This window comes from Streptomyces sp. NBC_01546, from assembly GCF_045208355.1.
Classification (GTDB): Bacteria; Actinomycetota; Actinomycetes; order Streptomycetales; family Streptomycetaceae; genus Streptomyces.
Genome location: NZ_CP109379.1, coordinates 2,139,650 through 2,155,185, shown reverse-complemented (window position 1 = coordinate 2,155,185; position 15,536 = coordinate 2,139,650). Strand labels below are relative to the sequence as shown.

At 74.3% G+C, this 15,536-nt stretch carries 16 protein-coding genes and 1 pseudogene; 8 read left to right on the top strand and 9 right to left on the bottom strand.

Features of this window, described 5'->3' with window-relative positions:
* Positions 1-27: 27 nt before the first annotated feature.
* The 3 genes from OHA89_RS09840 to zapE form a co-directional block, all read right to left on the bottom strand.
* Positions 28-1,371, bottom strand: a complete 1,344-nt coding sequence (locus OHA89_RS09840; protein ID WP_406365909.1) for an alkaline phosphatase PhoX — start codon at positions 1,369-1,371, stop codon at positions 28-30.
* 117 nt (positions 1,372-1,488) lie between these two features.
* Entirely contained in the window at positions 1,489-1,917 is a 429-nt protein-coding gene (locus OHA89_RS09835; RefSeq protein ID WP_257553700.1) for an OsmC family peroxiredoxin, read from the bottom strand.
* Between the two features lie 62 nt (positions 1,918-1,979).
* Positions 1,980-3,035 carry a cell division protein ZapE gene (gene zapE, locus OHA89_RS09830; RefSeq protein WP_406368455.1) on the bottom strand — a complete coding sequence of 352 codons (1,056 nt, stop codon included), beginning with the start codon at positions 3,033-3,035 and terminating at the stop codon, positions 1,980-1,982.
* An 84-nt stretch (positions 3,036-3,119) separates the two neighbouring features.
* Between zapE and OHA89_RS09825 the strand changes: the two genes are divergently transcribed.
* From OHA89_RS09825 to OHA89_RS09790, 8 genes are all read left to right on the top strand, one after another.
* On the top strand, positions 3,120-3,902 hold the full coding sequence (locus tag OHA89_RS09825) for a pyrimidine reductase family protein (RefSeq protein WP_257553698.1): 783 nt from the start codon (positions 3,120-3,122) through the stop codon (positions 3,900-3,902).
* Between the two features lie 149 nt (positions 3,903-4,051).
* Positions 4,052-4,519, top strand: coding sequence for an indole-3-glycerol phosphate synthase (locus OHA89_RS09820; RefSeq protein WP_215142940.1), 468 nt, complete (start codon positions 4,052-4,054; stop codon positions 4,517-4,519).
* Positions 4,520-4,569: 50 nt separating this feature from the next.
* Positions 4,570-5,967 (top strand): UDP-N-acetylmuramate--L-alanine ligase, encoded by a 1,398-nt coding sequence (murC, locus tag OHA89_RS09815; RefSeq protein WP_406365908.1) that lies wholly within the window; start codon positions 4,570-4,572, stop codon positions 5,965-5,967.
* Between the two features lie 15 nt (positions 5,968-5,982).
* On the top strand, positions 5,983-6,390 hold the full coding sequence (gene msrB / locus OHA89_RS09810; RefSeq protein WP_215142937.1) for a peptide-methionine (R)-S-oxide reductase MsrB: 408 nt from the start codon (positions 5,983-5,985) through the stop codon (positions 6,388-6,390).
* 158 nt (positions 6,391-6,548) lie between these two features.
* On the top strand, positions 6,549-8,909 hold the full coding sequence (locus OHA89_RS09805; RefSeq protein ID WP_406365907.1) for a nitrate- and nitrite sensing domain-containing protein: 2,361 nt from the start codon (positions 6,549-6,551) through the stop codon (positions 8,907-8,909).
* Positions 8,906-9,313, top strand: coding sequence for a roadblock/LC7 domain-containing protein (locus OHA89_RS09800; RefSeq protein WP_215142933.1), 408 nt, complete (start codon positions 8,906-8,908; stop codon positions 9,311-9,313). The genes OHA89_RS09805 and OHA89_RS09800 overlap by 4 nt, the downstream gene beginning before the upstream one ends.
* Positions 9,313-9,678 carry a DUF742 domain-containing protein gene (locus tag OHA89_RS09795; RefSeq protein WP_251064469.1) on the top strand — a complete coding sequence of 122 codons (366 nt, stop codon included), beginning with the start codon at positions 9,313-9,315 and terminating at the stop codon, positions 9,676-9,678. Before OHA89_RS09800 ends, OHA89_RS09795 begins: the two co-directional genes overlap by 1 nt.
* Positions 9,665-10,258, top strand: coding sequence for an ATP/GTP-binding protein (locus OHA89_RS09790; RefSeq protein WP_251064468.1), 594 nt, complete (start codon positions 9,665-9,667; stop codon positions 10,256-10,258). The genes OHA89_RS09795 and OHA89_RS09790 overlap by 14 nt, the downstream gene beginning before the upstream one ends.
* Here the strand turns inward: OHA89_RS09790 and OHA89_RS09785 are convergent.
* The 6 genes and pseudogenes from OHA89_RS09785 to OHA89_RS09760 all read right to left on the bottom strand — a co-directional run bounded on the left by OHA89_RS09785 (position 10,224) and on the right by OHA89_RS09760 (position 15,495).
* Positions 10,224-11,177: an NAD(P)-dependent oxidoreductase gene (locus OHA89_RS09785; protein WP_266614262.1), complete on the bottom strand. Its 954-nt coding sequence runs from the start codon at positions 11,175-11,177 to the stop codon at positions 10,224-10,226. The two genes, OHA89_RS09790 and OHA89_RS09785, sit on opposite strands and share 35 nt — an antisense overlap.
* Complete coding sequence (locus tag OHA89_RS09780; RefSeq protein WP_266614261.1) at positions 11,174-12,262, bottom strand: cytochrome P450; 1,089 nt, start codon at positions 12,260-12,262, stop codon at positions 11,174-11,176. Before OHA89_RS09780 ends, OHA89_RS09785 begins: the two co-directional genes overlap by 4 nt.
* Positions 12,259-12,837, bottom strand: coding sequence for a hypothetical protein (locus OHA89_RS09775; RefSeq protein WP_406365905.1), 579 nt, complete (start codon positions 12,835-12,837; stop codon positions 12,259-12,261). The genes OHA89_RS09780 and OHA89_RS09775 overlap by 4 nt, the downstream gene beginning before the upstream one ends.
* Before the next feature lie 38 nt (positions 12,838-12,875).
* A pseudogene (locus OHA89_RS09770) lies at positions 12,876-13,733 on the bottom strand (AMP-binding protein); the annotation flags it as partial.
* Positions 13,733-14,476: a glycosyltransferase family A protein gene (locus OHA89_RS09765; RefSeq protein WP_257553693.1), complete on the bottom strand. Its 744-nt coding sequence runs from the start codon at positions 14,474-14,476 to the stop codon at positions 13,733-13,735. The gene OHA89_RS09765 and the pseudogene OHA89_RS09770, both read right to left, overlap by 1 nt.
* Positions 14,473-15,495 carry a 3-oxoacyl-ACP synthase III family protein gene (locus tag OHA89_RS09760; protein ID WP_266614258.1) on the bottom strand — a complete coding sequence of 341 codons (1,023 nt, stop codon included), beginning with the start codon at positions 15,493-15,495 and terminating at the stop codon, positions 14,473-14,475. The genes OHA89_RS09765 and OHA89_RS09760 overlap by 4 nt, the downstream gene beginning before the upstream one ends.
* Positions 15,496-15,536 lie beyond the last annotated feature (41 nt).

Genomic DNA, 15,536 nt, shown 5'->3' with positions numbered 1-15,536 from the left:
CCCGACATCGAAGTCACCCGGGCGAGGTCACTGCCAGGGGCCGGTCACCGCGAACGTGGTCCCCGGGGCGTAGGCGTTGACGTACATCGTCCGCCCGTCGGGGGAGAAGGTCACCCCGGCGAACTCCCCCCACTCGGGGGCGCCCGGCTGCCCGATGTCCTCGGCGTTGCGGGCCACCGGGTACACCTCACCGCCCACCGTCACACCGAACACGTACTGCGCCCCGCCGCCGTCCTCGCACACCATGAGGCCGCCGTCCGGGGCCAGGCAGATGTTGTCGGGGGAGTCCCCGGGCAGCTGGATGTCGGCGGCCGGGCCGAACAGCACGTCCAGCCGGAGCCGGGAGCGCAGCGGGTCGTAGAACCACACCTGCCCGTGGTGGTCGGCGCCCGCGCCCTCGCGGCGGCGAGCGTAGCTGGAGACGAAGTGGACCCCGCCGCCGCCCCAGTAGCAGCCCTCCAGCTTCTGCGCGTGGGTGATCCCGCCGCGCCCGAAGTCCTGGAACCGGATCGCGGTCCCGGCCGCCGAGGGGTCGGGTACGGGTACCCACTCCACCGGGAACTCCGCCCCGGGCCGGTCCACCACGGCCAGGTCCGCCAGCCCCGGCACGCGCAGGGCCTGGAGGACACCGCCGGCCCGCAGCGAGCCCGGGCCGCCGAGCGGCCGCGCCGGCAGGAAGCGGTAGAACAGCCCGAAGGGCTCGACGAAGGCGTCCTCGGTCTCGTAGACGACCCCGCGGTACGGGTCCACGGCGACGGCCTCGTGCGCGAAGCGGCCCAGCGCGGTGAGCGGGACCGCCCCCGAGCGCCGCGGGTCCGCCGGGTCCACCTCGAAGACGAAGCCGTGGTCCCGCGTGTAACCGGAGGTGCCCGCCCGGTCCTCGGTCTCCTCGCAGCTCAGCCAGGTGTTCCAGGGGGTCCGGCCGCCCGCGCAGTTGACGGCGGTGCCGGCGAGGGCGACCCGCTCGCCGGTGACGGCGCCGTCCGGGCCGAGCTCCAGGGCCGTGCAGCCGCCCAGGGCCTCGGGGTCGTACGTCAGCCCCGGGACGGCGGGCACGCGCAGGGCGGCCGTGGTGCGGTTCTCGTGGTTGCGGACCAGCCGCACGCGGCCGCCGCCCGCGCCGAAGGCGGCCATGCCGTCGCAGTTGGCCGGGACGGGGCCCTCACCGGAGCGCAGCGGCCCGCCGGCGCGGGAGAGCACCCGGTAGGAGAACCCCGCGGGCAGGTCGAGCAGTCCGCGCGGGTCGGGCAGCAGCGGCCCGTATCCCCGCGTCGGCCGGACGGCGCCGGCCCGGCCGGTGAACAGGGCGCCGAGCGCCCCGCTGAAGGCGATCGCGCCGGCGGCGAGCAGGCTGCGTCGGGTGACGGACATGGGCAGCGGCATCGGCAACGGGTACCACGCGGGTCGGCGCGCGGCGCGCCGACGCGAGGGAGACCGCCCGGGCGTCACACCTGTGGCTCCGCGAGCGGTCCCGGACTCCGGAGGGCGTCAGGCGAGCTTGGCGCTCAGGGTGATCGTCGTGCCGGTCAGGGCCTGGCTGACGGGGCAGTTCTTCTTCGCGTCCTCGGCGGCGGCGGCGAAGGCGTCGTTGTCGAGGCCCGGCACCTCGCCCTCCACCGAGAGGTGGATGCCGGTGATGCCCTCGCCGGGCACGAAGGTGACGGCGGCCGAGGTGGTCAGCTTGGCCGGCGCGTTGCCCGCCTTGGCGAGGATGTTCGAGAAGGCCATGTTGAAGCAGCTGGAGTGCGCGGCGGCGATGAGCTCTTCCGGGCTGGTCCGCCCGTTCGCCTCCTTGTCGGTGCGCGCGGGCCAGGAGACCTTGTAGGTGCCGAGGCCGGACGAGTCGAGCGTGACCTCGCCCTTGCCCTCGAGCAGGTCGCCTTCCCAGACGGCGTGCGCGTTGCGTGTGGCGGCCATGGTGGATCCCTTCGCAGAAGTGGAAACGGCCGGGCCCCCGGAAGGGCGCGGCGTTGCCAAACCTACTGCGACACCAGGGGCTTCGCGTCGCGTGCCAGCGCGGTGAGCCGCGATATGGCGCGGAAGTACTTCTTCCGATAGCCGCCGTTGAGCATTTCTTCACTGAACAGGCGGTCGAAGGGGACCCCGGAGGCCAGAACGGGGACCTCGCGGTCGTACAGCCGGTCGGCGAGCACCACCAGCCGCAGGGCCGTCGACTGGTCCGGCACCGGGCCGACATCGGTCAGGCAGACGGCCGTGAGCCCGTCGGTCAGCGCGCCGTAGCGGCTCGGGTGCACCCGGGCCAGGTGCTCCAGCAGGCCGGGGAAGTCGTCCAGGCTCGCGCCCTCGGTCGCGTACGCGGCCTTGGCGACCTGCTCGTCGGAGAACGGCGCCGGAGCCTCCGGCAGCCCGCGGTGGCGGTAGTCCTGGCCGTCGATCCGCAGCGGCCGGAAGTGCGCCGACAGCCCCTGGATCTCCCGCAGGAAGTCGGCGGCGGCGAATCGGCCCTCGCCGAGCTTGCCGGGCAGCGTGTTGGAGGTGGCGGCCAGCGCCACGCCCTGCTCGACCAGGCGGCTGAGCAGCGAGGACACCAGGACGGTGTCGCCCGGGTCGTCCAGCTCGAACTCGTCGATGCACAGCAGCCGGTGCCCGCCCAGGGTCTGCACGGTCTGCTGGAAGCCGAGCGCGCCGACCAGGTTGGTCAGCTCCACGAAGGTGCCGAAGGCCTTGAGCGCGGGCTCGGCGGGGGTGGCGTGCCACAGGGAGGCGAGCAGGTGGGTCTTGCCGACGCCGTAGCCGCCGTCGAGGTAGACCCCGCGCGGGGCGGCCGCGGCCACCGGCTTCTTGCCGAACCAGCGCCGCTTGCCGGCGCCGCTCGCGTGCGCCCCGCCCAGACCGGCCGCGAAGCCGCTGAGGACGGTGACCGCCTCGGACTGGCTCGGCTGGGTCGGGTCCGGGTTGTACGTGTCGAAGCGCACCGAGTCGAAACGCGGCGGCGGCACCATCTCGGCGACCAGCCGTTCGGCGGGTACCCGGGGCTCGCGGGCGCACAGGGCCTGGGGCCCCGCGTCGGCTATCGGAGGCCGACTGGACGTGGCACCGGAGGTGGAGAGTGATGTTGACACAGCACTCAACTCTACGGGTCGTGGCACACTGCACCGATGCGACGCCTGTTCCCTGTGACCGATCAGACATCAGCCCCGTCCCAGGCCCCGGCCGACCGGGAGTGGTCGCTCGACGAGCTCGCGGACGCCTACAAGTACCCCGTTCTCGACGCCGGGGCCCACTGGCTGCGGGCGAACATGGTTTCGACCCTGGACGGCGCCGCACAGCACGAGGGCCGCTCGCAGCCCATCTCCGGCGAGACCGACATGCGGATCTTCGGCACCCTGCGGGGGCTGGCCGATGTGGTGGTCGTCGGCGCGGAAACGGTTCGCCAGGAGGGGTACCGCCCGGCCCGGGCCCGGGAGGCCTTCGCCGCCCGCCGCGAGGCCGCCGGACAGGGCCCCGCCGCCGCCATCGCGGTGGTCACCGCGAGCCTGGACCTGGACTTCGGCCTGCCCCTGTTCACCTCCCCGCTCGTGCCGACCCTGGTGGTCACCGGGTCCGCCGCGCCCGCCGCCAAGGTCGCCGAGGCCACCGCGGCCGGGGCCGAGGTCGTGGTGGCGGGGGACGGGGCCGCCGTAGACCCGGCCCGCGCCCTGCGGGAACTCGCCGCGCGCGGGCTGCGCCGCCAGCTCACCGAGGGCGGGCCCCGGCTGCTGGGCCAGTTCGTGGCCGCCGACGCGCTGGACGAGCTGTGCCTGACGATCTCGCCGATGCTCACGGCGGGTGGCGCCCAGCGGATCGCGGGCGGGCCCTCCGTCACGGTTCCGCACCGGCTCTCACCGGCCTCCGTACTGGAAGAGGCCGGGTTTCTCTTCACCAGCTACCGTCGGATCTGAGAAGAGGCGGAATTTCTCGTTCCGCTTAGCTTCCGCCGGGCACGAACCTGGGCACACATATCTGCGCAAGGTCCCGCGCGAGAGCGGGGCAGGATGGTTTCCGCAGGGGGCCGGCCAGCCGGCCTCGGCCCATGAAGGAGAGGGCGTCCGTGTTCACGAGCGTATTGATGATCGAGCAGCCCCTGACCGCGGTGGACGTGGACTTCGTCACCACCCTGCACGGAGACGACTCGGTCTCCTTCGTCGTCCTCATGCAACCCCGCGGCGACCAGGACCGACTGCTGCGCGCCATCGACGACGTAGCGCTCGGTGAGCTCCCCGAGGCCATTCACGAGGGCGACGAACCGGAGGGCGAGGCCGCGCGCGGCCCCGCCGAGCTGGCCCTCGAGCACTCCATGGAGGCCCTGCGCAAGAAGGGCGCCAACGTCATCGGGCAGCTCGTCGAGGACCATCCGCTCGACAAACTGAAGGGCGTCGTGGAGGAGACCGGAGCCGACGAGGTGATCGTCCTGACCGCCCCGCACTTCGTGGAGGAGTTCTTCCACCGGGACTGGGCCTCCCGGGCCCGCCACAAGGTCGGCGTTCCCGTGCTCAAGCTCTTCGCCCACAACGAATAGGCTGGGCTCGTCAGAGCTCAAGCACCACCCTCGATCCTGGAGCGACCTGAATGAAGCCCGGCCTGCCGACCGCCATGGAACGGCCCCACTTCATCGGCATCGGCGGCGCCGGCATGTCCGGCATCGCGAAGATCCTCGCCCAGCGCGGCGCGCAGGTCGCCGGCAGCGACAGCCGGGGGGACTCCGAGACCGCCGAGGCACTGCGCGCCCACGGCGCCACGGTCCACGGCGGCCACGCCGCCGGCAACCTCGCCGACGACTCCACCTGCGTGGTCGTCTCCAGCGCCATCCGCGCCGACAACCCCGAGCTGGCCCGCGCCGCCGAGCTGGGCATCCCCGTCGTGCACCGCTCCGACGCCCTCGCCGCCCTGATGGACGGCCTGCGCCCGATCGCCGTCGCCGGTACGCACGGCAAGACCACCACCACCTCGATGCTGGCGGTGTCCCTCTCGGCCCTGGGCCTGGACCCCTCGTACGCCATCGGCGGCGACCTGGACGCCCCCGGCTCCAACGCCCACCACGGCGAGGGCGACATCTTCGTGGCCGAGGCCGACGAGAGCGACCGCACCTTCCACAAGTACACCCCGCAGGTCGCGATCATCCTCAACGCGGAGCTGGACCACCACGCGAACTACGCGTCGATCGAGGAGATCTACGAGTCCTTCGAGACCTTCGTCTCCAAGGTCGTGCCCGGCGGCACCCTGGTCGTCGCCCACGGCCAGGAGGGTGCGGCCGAGATCGCCCGCCGCGTTGCCGGCCGCGAGGGCCTGAACGTCGTCACGTACGGCGAGGAGCCCGAGGCCGACGTCCGGATCACCAAGATCACCCCGCGCGGCCTGACCAGCGAGGTCACGGTCGTCCTGGACGGGCGGATGCTCACCTTCACCGTCTCCGTGCCCGGCCGCCACTACGCGCACAACGCCGTCGCGGCCCTCGCCGCCGGTGTCGCCCTCGGCATCCCGGCGCACAACCTCGCCTCCGCCCTCGGCAAGTACACCGGGGTCAAGCGCCGCCTCCAGCTCAAGGGCGAGGCGGCCGGCGTCCAGGTCATCGACTCCTACGCGCACCACCCCACGGAGATGACCGCCGACCTGGAGGCCATCCGCGGCGCCGCCGGGGACTCCCGGATCCTGGTCGTCTTCCAGCCGCACCTCTTCTCCCGCACCCAGGAGCTCGGCAAGGAGATGGGCCAGGCCCTGGCCCTCGCCGACGCCTCCGTGGTCCTGGACATCTACCCGGCCCGCGAGGACCCGCTCCCCGGCGTCACCAGCGAGCTCATCATCGCCGCAGCCCGCGCCGCGGGCGCCGACGTCACCGCCGAGCACGACAAGGGCGCCGTCGCCGACGTCATCGCGGGAATGGCCAAGCCCGGTGATCTCGTTCTCACCATGGGCGCGGGCGACGTCACGGACCTCGGTCCGGCCATCCTCGCCCGCCTGTCGAGCTAAGGGAGCGGGAGAGTCATGTCGTACGAGGTCGAGAAGACGGACGAGCAGTGGCAGGCGGAGCTGACCCCGTCCGAGTACCAGGTGCTGCGCCTCGCGGGCACCGAGCCGGCCTTCCGGGGTGAGTACACGGACACCAAGACGGAAGGCGTCTACTCCTGTCGCGGCTGCGGGTCCGAGCTGTTCCGGTCCTCGGAGAAGTTCGAGTCGCACTGCGGCTGGCCGTCCTTCTTCGACCCGAAGGACACCGAGGCGGTGGAGCTGATCGCCGACACCTCGCACGGCATGGTCCGTACCGAGGTCCGCTGCGCGACGTGCGGCTCCCACCTGGGCCACGTCTTCGAGGGCGAGGGCTACCCGACCCCCACCGACCAGCGGTACTGCATCAACTCCATCTCGCTGCGGCTGACCCCCGCCGAGGACTGACCCCTCGGGCGGGCGCCCTTCCGCCGTCCCACAGGACCTCCACCGGATGAACCGGTGGGGGTCCTGTTTCGTTACGGAAGGTACCTATCCGATTCTTCGCCATGGCTGGTTATGATCGGCACCCTTGCGTCCCCGCTCTCCACCTGCTCCGAGGACCGATGTCTCCCATAGAACCCGAAGGTCCGCCAGGGCCGTCGACGGCTCGTCGGCGGCGAACCCCGCGCCTGCGCACCCCGCGCCTGCGCACCCTGCTCATCTGGCTCGCCGTGGTCCCCACCGTGGCGATGGGCACCCAAGTGGCAGTGACCGCACAGCGGTTGCTCGCGCAATCGGAGCACCTGCGGGCCGATGTCGCGGCCGCCGAGCGGGTCGGCGCACCGCTGTACACGCTCATGGTCGACATGCAGGCCGAGCGGACGATGACCGCCGGACTGTGGGCGGGCGCCGCCGGAGCCGAGGAGGAACTGCGGAACCGGCGGGAGGCCACGGACCGGGCCGCGGCCGAAGTCCGTCGGCTGACGGCCGGTTCGGGGACGTCCTTCGCGGAAGTGAACAAGCGGCTCGACGGACTGGCCGCGTACCGCCAGCGCGCGGACGCCCGCACCGGCGGCGCCGACGCCACGCTCACCTACTACACCGGCGTGATCGGCACGGTCATCCAGGCGTACCAGCAGGAGTTCAGCCACGCGCAGGACGCCGAACTCGCCCAGGAGAGCCGACCCGTGGTGTCCATGCTCTCGGCCACCGAGATGGTGGCGCGCGAGGACACGCTCCTGGCCCTGGCCGGGCCGTCCAGGGAACTGAACTCCGCCGGCTTCGACCAGTTCATCAGTGCCGTGGGAGCCCACCGGTACCTGTACGAGACGTGGGTCGTGCCGTATCTGCCCGTGGGGGACCGGCGGTTCTACGACCGGATCGTCGCCTCCCCGGACTGGCAGACGAAGAACCGCATCGAGAACGCGATCGTCTCCGACCACACCGACCTCGCATCCGGCATCAAGCTGCCTGCCGAGGTGGGCGGCTGGCGCTCCGCGCACGAGAACTTCTCGGTGCAGATGGCCACGCTCAACATCGACCGGGCGCGGAAGGTGCTCACGCGCGGGGAGGCCAAGGCCGCGGAGCTGGAGACCGAGGTCGCCTGGCTGATCGGGGGAAGCGGCGGCGGCCTGCTGCTCGTCGTGGCCGTCGTCGTGTTCACCACGCGATCGGTGCTCCGCCGTCTGCACGACCTGCACGAACGCACGGTGACCGTCGCCGAGGAAACCCTCCCCGACGTCGTCGCCCGTCTCCAGCGCGGGCAGTCCGTCGACACCGAGGCCCTGCCGGCGGTGCGCGGAGACCTGGACGAGGTCGGCCGCATCAGCGACGCGTTCGCCAGGGCCGTCGCCGTATCCGTCGACGGGCACCGGCAGCTCGCGGCCGAGCGTCACGGGTTCGGCCTGTTCGCCGCGGGCATCGCCTCGCGCACCGGAAACCTCGTCAGCCGTCAGCTGAGCCTCACCGAGGACCTCCAGGACACCTTCGGTCACGACGAGGCGCTGCTCGCCGAACTGATGCGGTCCGACCAGCTGACGGTGGGCATGCGGCGGCAGATCGAGAACCTGCTCATCCTGTCGGGCGGCGAGGTCCCCGACCCGCACACCGAACCCATGCGCGTCGCCGACCTGCTGCGCGAAGCGGCCGCGGAGGTCGAGGACTTCCGGCGCATCGAGCGGCACGCCCTGGACGAGACGAGCGTCGAACCCAGCGTGATCAGCCAGGTCAGCCATCTGCTGGCAGAGCTGCTGGACAACGCCACCCGGTTCTCCCCGCCGAGGTCGAAGGTGGTCATCCGCGCCGAACTCGTCGCGGACGGGCTGTCGGTCGAGATCGAGGACCGCGGACCGCGCGTGACCCCCGCGAGCTACGAGGAGATGAACGGGCGCCTGCACGCGGCCCCGCCGTACTCCGTTCTCGCGCAGAACGCGCACCGGCTGGGACTCTTCGTCGTCGGCCACCTCGCCGACCAGCTCGGGGCGACGGTCACCCTGCGCCGCTCGGTGTACGGGGGGACCTCCGCCGTGGTGATCCTTCCCGGCGAACTGCTGGTGCGCACCGAGCGGGAGGCGCTCCGGCCCTCGCCGCCGGCGCTCCCCGCGCCCCGCGTCACCGCCGACGAGCCCAAGCCCGAACTGGTCCTGCACAGCGGCTCCGCGACCGCGCGCCGTGCGCTGCCCGAGCGTCCGCGCGAGCCGTCTGCGGCCCGGTCGGCGGACCGTACGCCGCCGCCGGCGCTCCCGGCACTCCCGGCGCGACGAGAGAGCGCGGCCCTCCCCGTGGCGCGCGAGGGCGCGGCGCGGCCCGCGCTCCCCGAGCGCGTCCCGCAGACCCACATCGCCGAACAGCTCCGGGCGCCCCGCGCACCGGAATCAGCCACCGGCCAGGACACGGCTACACCCGAAGAGGTGGCCGACGCCTGGGCGGACTACGAACAGGGGACCCAGGCAGTGGAAGCAGAGCTCCGACAGGATCAGCCATGACGACGACATCCTCCGACGACGTGATCTACAGCGTCCTGGACAACAACCTGAGCAGGATCGCGGGCGTCCAGGGAGCCGTGCTCCTGTCCAACGACGGCATCAAGCTCAGCGCCTACCTGCTGGACGAGCCCCAGGCGGAGCGCATGGCCGCCGCGGCCTCCGGCATCGCGGCCACCATGAAGGCGATATCCCGGGAGGTCGACGGCGGCCGGGTCATCCGCCAGCTGGTCGAGATGGACGACCGCTACCTCTGCATCGTCGGGTGCGGGGAGGGCAGCACGCTCATCGTGGTGACCTCCCGCAAGGCGCGGCTCGGGGAACTGGGAGGCGAGGCCGTACGGACCGCCCAGGCGCTCGGTGAATGGCTGAGCACACCCGAGCGCGTCCAGGCGCCGGCATCGTAATGCCGGAAGGTCCGCAGCCCGCGCGCCGCCGCCGTACGCGGCTGTACGCCCTGACCGACGGGCGTACGGCCGCGCCGCACACCGTCCTCACCATGGACACCACGATCACGGCGGCGGTCGGCGGGGACGCCCAGGGCGGCCTGCCCACCGAGTGGCGGACCATCCTGGCCATGTGCGCGGAACCCGGCGGCCTGGCGGTCGCCGAGATAGCGGCCCGGATGCACATCCGCCTCACCCCGATGACGTTGCTCCTGGGCGAACTCGCGGACCGCGGGCTGATCCACCACCGGTCGCCCCTGGAAAGGGCGGAGACCACCAACGTCCACCTGCTCATGAGAATCAGGGACAACCTTGCCCGGATATGACACTCCTGCCCCGCAGGAAGCGGCCCCCGTCAAGATCCTCATCGCCGGGGGATTCGGAGTCGGCAAGACGACCCTGGTCGAGACGATCTCCGAGATCGAGCCCCTGCGTACGGAGGAGCGGCTGACGGCCGCCGGTGTCGGCGTCGACGACCTCGACGGCATCGAGTCCAAGACGGTGACCACCGTGGCGATGGACTTCGGCCGCCTCACCCTCACCGACGCCGGAGTCGTCCTCTACCTGTTCGGTACGCCGGGCCAGGAGCGCTTCTGGTTCATGTGGGACGACCTGCTGAACGGGGCCCTCGGGGCGATCGTGCTGGTCGACACGCGGCGCCTGGACCGCAGCTTCCCCGCGGTCGACTTCTTCGAGAGCCGCGGACTGCCCTTCGTGGTCGGCGCGAACTGCTTCCACGGCGAGCAGCCCTACACGGCCGAGGAGATCGGGGCGGCGCTGCACCTGCGCGACCCGAACACCCCCGTCCTCATGCTGGACGCCCGCTCCCGCCAGGACGTCCGCGCCTGCCTGCTCTCGCTCCTCGACCGGCTCATCGCCGACGCGGGAGCCATGGCGACGGTCTGACGCGCCCGCTCCGGCCGCCTTCGGCCACCGAGGCCAGGTAGTCCGCCAGGGTCCGGCCCGGGGTCCAGCCCCGGGACCGGGCCCTGGCCGTGTCCAGGACCACCGGGTGGGCGAGCTGGTCCACCGCGTAGCGGCTCAGCGCCGGTTCGGCGGTCGGCAGGGACTCCGCGAACCGGGCCGCCGCACGCGCCACCGGCAGCGGCAGGTGCCGGATCCGGGCCCGGACGCCGTGGGCCCGCAGGACCTCCCGTACGGCCCCGTCGCGGGCGTACGGTTCGGCGTCGGCCACGTTGTAGGCGCCCGGGCGCCAGCCGGCCGCCGCCAGACAGGCCTCGGCGAGGTTCTCCACCGCCGTCAGGCTCAGTTCCACGTCCGGTCCCGGCAGCAGCAGGGTCCCGGCCCGGACCCGGGAGAGCAGCCGGGGCAGCAGCTGGGTGTCGCCGGGGCCGTAGACCGCCCTCGGCCGCAGCACCACCGCACCGCCGGCCAGGGCGAGGGCCTCGCCGGCCGCCTTGGTACGGCCATAGGCGTTCAGCTGGCCCGCGCGCGGATGCTCCTCGGTGACCAGGCGCCGGTCGAGGCGCGGGTCGTAGACGCTGGCGCTGCTCACCCAGACCACCGGCCGGCCGTCCGCCGCCCTCAGCAGGCGCCGCGTACCGCCCACGTTGACCTCGCGCATCAGCGCCTCGGCCCGGGAGCCGGGGGCGGGATCACCGACCGCGGCGGCGCAGTGCACCACCAGGTCCACCCCGGTGAGGTCCGGATCGCCCTGGGCGGCGTCCCAGAAGCGGTGCTCCCCCAGCGGGCCGGGCCTGCGGCCCAGGCACACCACCTCGGCACCGCCCGCCGCTGCCGTGCGTGCGACGTGCCCGCCGCAGAAGCCGCTGGCACCCGTGACCGCGATACGGGCGGCCCTCATGATCCCGCCCGCACGGTCAGCGAGCGCCAGCCGGGCAGCGCGGCCCGCCGGTCCACCCGGGCCCGCGTCACGACCGGCCGGTACGGAGCCAGCGCGGCCAGTACGTCGGTCAGCAGGAAGCGGGCCGCCCCGGCCCCCGGACAGGCGTGCGGCCCGGCCCCGAACACCAGGTGCGCCAGGCCCGGACCGGCGGGCTCCCGGGCGTCCGGGTCGCGCCGGTGCGCCTCGGCCGCGTGCCGGGCGACCAGCAGCAGCCGGTCGCCGCCGCGCACCGGGCAGCCGCCGACGGACCCCTGCGAGGCGGCCACCCGCGGCAGCAGCGGCGAGGCCGCCGTGACCCGCAGCAGCTCGTCGGCCAGCGCCGGCCGCAGCGCCTCGTCGGCGGCCTGGTCCCACAGTCCGGCGTGGGCGCACCACGCCACCGACCGGGGCAGCGCGGCCACGGTGGTGTTCACGGCGGCCACCGCCACCATCGCGGACAGCGCCTCGTCGGCGGGCCCCAGCAGCCGCCGGAGCCGGTCGGCCGCCCGGGCCGCCGCGGCCTGCGCACCCGGTCGGCGCGGCCCGGGCAGGTGGCTGCGTACGGACGCCGCCGCGGCCTCGGCGGCCGCCCGCGCGACGGCCCGCGGATCGGCGGCGCAGTCCAGCAGCGCACAGACCACCGCCCCGGCCAGCTCCCGCGACAGCTCGACGAGGTCCACCTCGCCGCCCTCGGCGAGCGGCGCGAGGCGGCGTACGAGCAACGGCTGCCACACCGAACGCAGCCGCGCGACCGAGGCCGTGCCCAGCTCCCCGGCCAGCCCGCGCCGGTCCGCCCGGTGCCCGCTGCCCTCCTGGTCGAACAGCACCCCGCCGCTGCCGCCCAGCGCGGCCCGCGCGGCCCCGCCCGTCGTACCGGCCGCCGTACGGTCCAGCGGCAGCCGGGTCAGCGCCTCGCGGTAGGCGCCCGCGTCGTGCACCAGCAGGGTCCGGCCGAGCCGGCGCACGGGCCGCCCGCGCGTGGCGGCGAGCAGCCCGAACAGCAGGGGATGGCTGCGCAGATAGACCCGGCGGTCGCGCCGCCGGGCCCGCGCGTGCCCCCTCACGCCGACCCGCCGAGGCGACGGGCCGCGAGGGCGGCGGTCGCCGCCCGGTCCGGTTTGCGCGAGCGCCCCGCCAGCGGGATCCGGGCGAACAGCAGCGCGTCGGGACGGGCGGATCCCATCCGCCGCAGGGGGCCCGACAGCCCGGCGCGCAGGGCGGGTTCACGCACCCCCCGGCCCGGCTGCACGACCGCGACGAGCCGTTCGTCGCCGTCACCCGCCGGGACTCCGACGAGCACGGCCAGCTCCACGCCGGGCACGTGCAGGGCGGGCTCGTACAGCCCCGGATAGATGTTCTCCGCCCGGCGCAGCACCATGTCCTTGCACCTGCCCTCCAGGACGATCCGGCCCGCGCCGTCCAGCCGCGCCCGGTCGCCCGTACGCACCCACGCGTCGGGCTCCTCGCCGAGGTAGCGGTCGCGGGCCGCGGCCCCGGCCAGCAGCAGCTCGCCGTCCGCGTCGGGCTTGGCCAGGACGCCCGGCAGCGGGGCGCCGACCAGGTCGCCCGGGCCCTCGAAGGCGGACTTCTCCCGGGCCTCGACCGCGGCGGCCGGGAACAGCTCGGTGAGCGCGTACACCCCCACGCCTGCGCCGCGCCCGCCCCGCGCACCCGTTCCAGCAGGGCGGCGTCGGCCGGTGCGGAGCCCGTCCAGACCCGGCCGTGGAAGCGGGCGCCCGCGTCCAGCGCGTCCCGCAGCCCGGGCGGGGTCAGATAGGTGTCCTGGGGGCGCAGCCGGTGCAGCTGGCGGGCCAGCACCCGGGGGTCGCGGGCCGGGAGCGCGACGGGGGCGCCGCACGTCAGCGCGGGAACGAGGACGAAGAAGGTGCCCCCGAGGACGGGCTGGTCCGGGGCCGCGTCGAAGAGGGAGGAGACCGTGGCCATCCCGGCGGCCAGGCTCGACCGGGTGTGTACGACGGCGCGCGGCCGGGAGGTGGTCCCCGAGGTGAACACGATCACCGCGTCCCCGTTGTGGTCCCCGTGTACGGGAACCCCCGCCCGGGGGGCCCTCAGGTCCAGCGCGGGCGCGCAGCCCGGCAGCCGGCGCCCGACGGTGGCCACCGGACCCAGCTCGGCCAGGTCCGGCAGCGCGAGCCGCGCCCGGCGGGCCAGCGGCCGGGCCCAGCCCGCGACCGCCTGTGCGGCCGCGTCGGCCAGCACCAGCGAGGGCCGGGCCAGGGACAGCCGGGCGCGCAGCACGTCCGGCCCCGCGCCCGGGTCGAGCACGGCCCCGCGCAGCCCGAGCCGCCACAGGGCGAGCAGCACGGCGAGGGCCCGCGGCCCGGGCCGTACGGCGACGCCGACGGTGTCCCCGGCGCGCAGCCCGCGCGCGTGCAGGGCGGCGGCGAACGCGTCGGACAGTTCGGCGAGTTCCCCGCGGGTGGCCCGGATCCGGGGCGCGCCGGTCCGCGTGGCGGTGAGTACGGCCGGCCGCTCGGGGCGACTGCGCAGCGCGTGGTCGAGACGGTCGAGCATCAGCGGGGATCCGTTCCGTGCGTGCCGCTGCCCTGGTCCAGGTACCAGCGGGCGGTGCCCGCCATCCCGTAGGCCCGCAGGCGCCGCGTGGAGTTCTCCACGACCATCTCCCGGCAGTGCGCGATCCGGTCGGTGTGGCGGCGTACGGCGTTGAGGAAGAGCCGGTCGGTCGGCGAGGGGCGCCGGGGCATGCCGCCGACGGCCAGGTACAGCTCGGCGGTGATGGCCATGTTGTTCCCGGCGTGCATGCGGTACGGGGCCCGGAAGCCCTTGCGGCGCGCGTGCCCGGGCCGCAGCCGCCCGAACAGCGCGGCGAGCGCCACGAGGAGGCCGAAGCCGGCCCGGCCGAGCGGGCCGTGCTCGTCGCGCCGGGCGACGATCCGCCCGCACACCAGCCCGGGGCGCTCGGCGAGGGCGGCCCGCGCGGCGCGCGTCCAGCCGGGCCGGGGCAGGCAGTCGGCGTCCGTGCGGGCGAGCAGGGCCGCGCCCCGGCCGATCGCGTACCGGAATCCGGTGTCCACGGCCGAGCCGACCCCCTTCTCGGGCTCCTCGATCACCTCGACCGGGAAGGGCGCGCCGGCGGCGAACTCCCGGGCGATCGCGGCCGTCCGGTCCGCCGAGGCGTTGTCGACGACCAGCAGGGTGAAGTCCCGGTCCCGCTGCGCGGCCAGGGCCCGCAGGGTCTGCGCGAGGCGGGCCTCCTCCTCGTGCGCGGGCACGACCACCCACATCGCCTGGCTCATGACTTCTCCCAGACCATCGTCATGATGCTGATACCACCGCCGAGTCCGACGAACAACACCCTGTCCCCCGGATCCAGTGCGGCGAACACCCGGTCCAGCTGGACCCCGATGCTCGCGCTCGCGACGTTGCCGAGCTCGGGCACGGTCACCACCAGCTTTCCGGCCGGCACCCCGGTCAGCTCAGCGAACCGCTCCAGGTACGGCACGGTCACCTGGTGCACCAGCACCTTGGCGAAGCCGTCCCAGTCCATCCCCGTCCGGTGCAGCGTCCGGTCGATGACGGCGGTGCCCACCTTCTCGAAGACGCCGCGCAGTTCGTGCCCGTCGCCGCGGAAGTAGGTGTACTCGTCCCCGCGCGGGTGGCGCGAACCGCCGCCCGGGATGCCCCCGACCTCCCAGTGCTCCGAGTGGGTCTCGGTGTCCACGTCGAGGATCCCGCCGCGCTCCACGGCCTCCACGACCACGGCGGCCCCCGCGTCGCCGAACGTGTACCCCGCGAAGCCGCTGCGGAACCCGGCGGCGTCGGCGGGATCCTTGCGCACCGCCCGGCTCGGGGTCTCCCCGGTGACCACCAGGGCCCGCCGCGCCCGCCCGGCCATGATCATCGACCGGGCGAGGTCGATCCCGTTCACGAAGCTGTTGCAGGCGTTCGTGACGTCCAGGGCGTGGGCCCGCGACCCCAGCTCCGCCTGCACGATGTGCGCGGTGGCGGGCTCGACCATGTCGCGGGAGGCGGAGGCGAAGAGCAGCAGGTCGATGTCGAGCGGGCCCAGCCCGGCGGCGTCCAGCGCCCGGCGGGCGGCGCCCACGGCGAGCGTGGAGGCGTACACCTCCGGGCCCGCGACGCGGCGGGAGACGATCCCGGTGGCCTGCCTCAGCAGCGTCGGCGGCAGCGTGAGGCCACTGCGGCGGGCCACCTCCCGCTGGAGGGAGTCCGAGGAGAGGACCTCGGCGGGCAGCAGGCTGCCGACGGCGGTTATCCCGGCGCGCGGCTGCGGGTCACTTGGCTGAAAGGGCATGCCCACACGATGACAAGCCGCCATCTCCCGGGCCTGAGTAC

What these genes read in the sequence shown, in the direction of transcription:
- OHA89_RS09835 (WP_257553700.1), bottom strand. Translation starts at nt 1,917, where the DNA reads ATGGCCGCCACACGCAACGCGCACGCCGTCTGGGAAGGCGACCTGCTC.
- OHA89_RS09825 (WP_257553698.1), top strand. Translation starts at nt 3,120, where the DNA reads ATGCGACGCCTGTTCCCTGTGACCGATCAGACATCAGCCCCGTCCCAG.
- OHA89_RS09760 (WP_266614258.1), bottom strand. Translation starts at nt 15,495, where the DNA reads ATGCCCTTTCAGCCAAGTGACCCGCAGCCGCGCGCCGGGATAACCGCC.
- OHA89_RS09785 (WP_266614262.1), bottom strand. Translation starts at nt 11,177, where the DNA reads ATGAGGGCCGCCCGTATCGCGGTCACGGGTGCCAGCGGCTTCTGCGGC.
- OHA89_RS09795 (WP_251064469.1), top strand. Translation starts at nt 9,313, where the DNA reads ATGCCGGAAGGTCCGCAGCCCGCGCGCCGCCGCCGTACGCGGCTGTAC.
- OHA89_RS09805 (WP_406365907.1), top strand. Translation starts at nt 6,549, where the DNA reads ATGTCTCCCATAGAACCCGAAGGTCCGCCAGGGCCGTCGACGGCTCGT.
- OHA89_RS09765 (WP_257553693.1), bottom strand. Translation starts at nt 14,476, where the DNA reads ATGAGCCAGGCGATGTGGGTGGTCGTGCCCGCGCACGAGGAGGAGGCC.
- OHA89_RS09840 (WP_406365909.1), bottom strand. Translation starts at nt 1,371, where the DNA reads ATGTCCGTCACCCGACGCAGCCTGCTCGCCGCCGGCGCGATCGCCTTC.
- OHA89_RS09800 (WP_215142933.1), top strand. Translation starts at nt 8,906, where the DNA reads ATGACGACGACATCCTCCGACGACGTGATCTACAGCGTCCTGGACAAC.
- murC (WP_406365908.1), top strand. Translation starts at nt 4,570, where the DNA reads ATGAAGCCCGGCCTGCCGACCGCCATGGAACGGCCCCACTTCATCGGC.
- msrB (WP_215142937.1), top strand. Translation starts at nt 5,983, where the DNA reads ATGTCGTACGAGGTCGAGAAGACGGACGAGCAGTGGCAGGCGGAGCTG.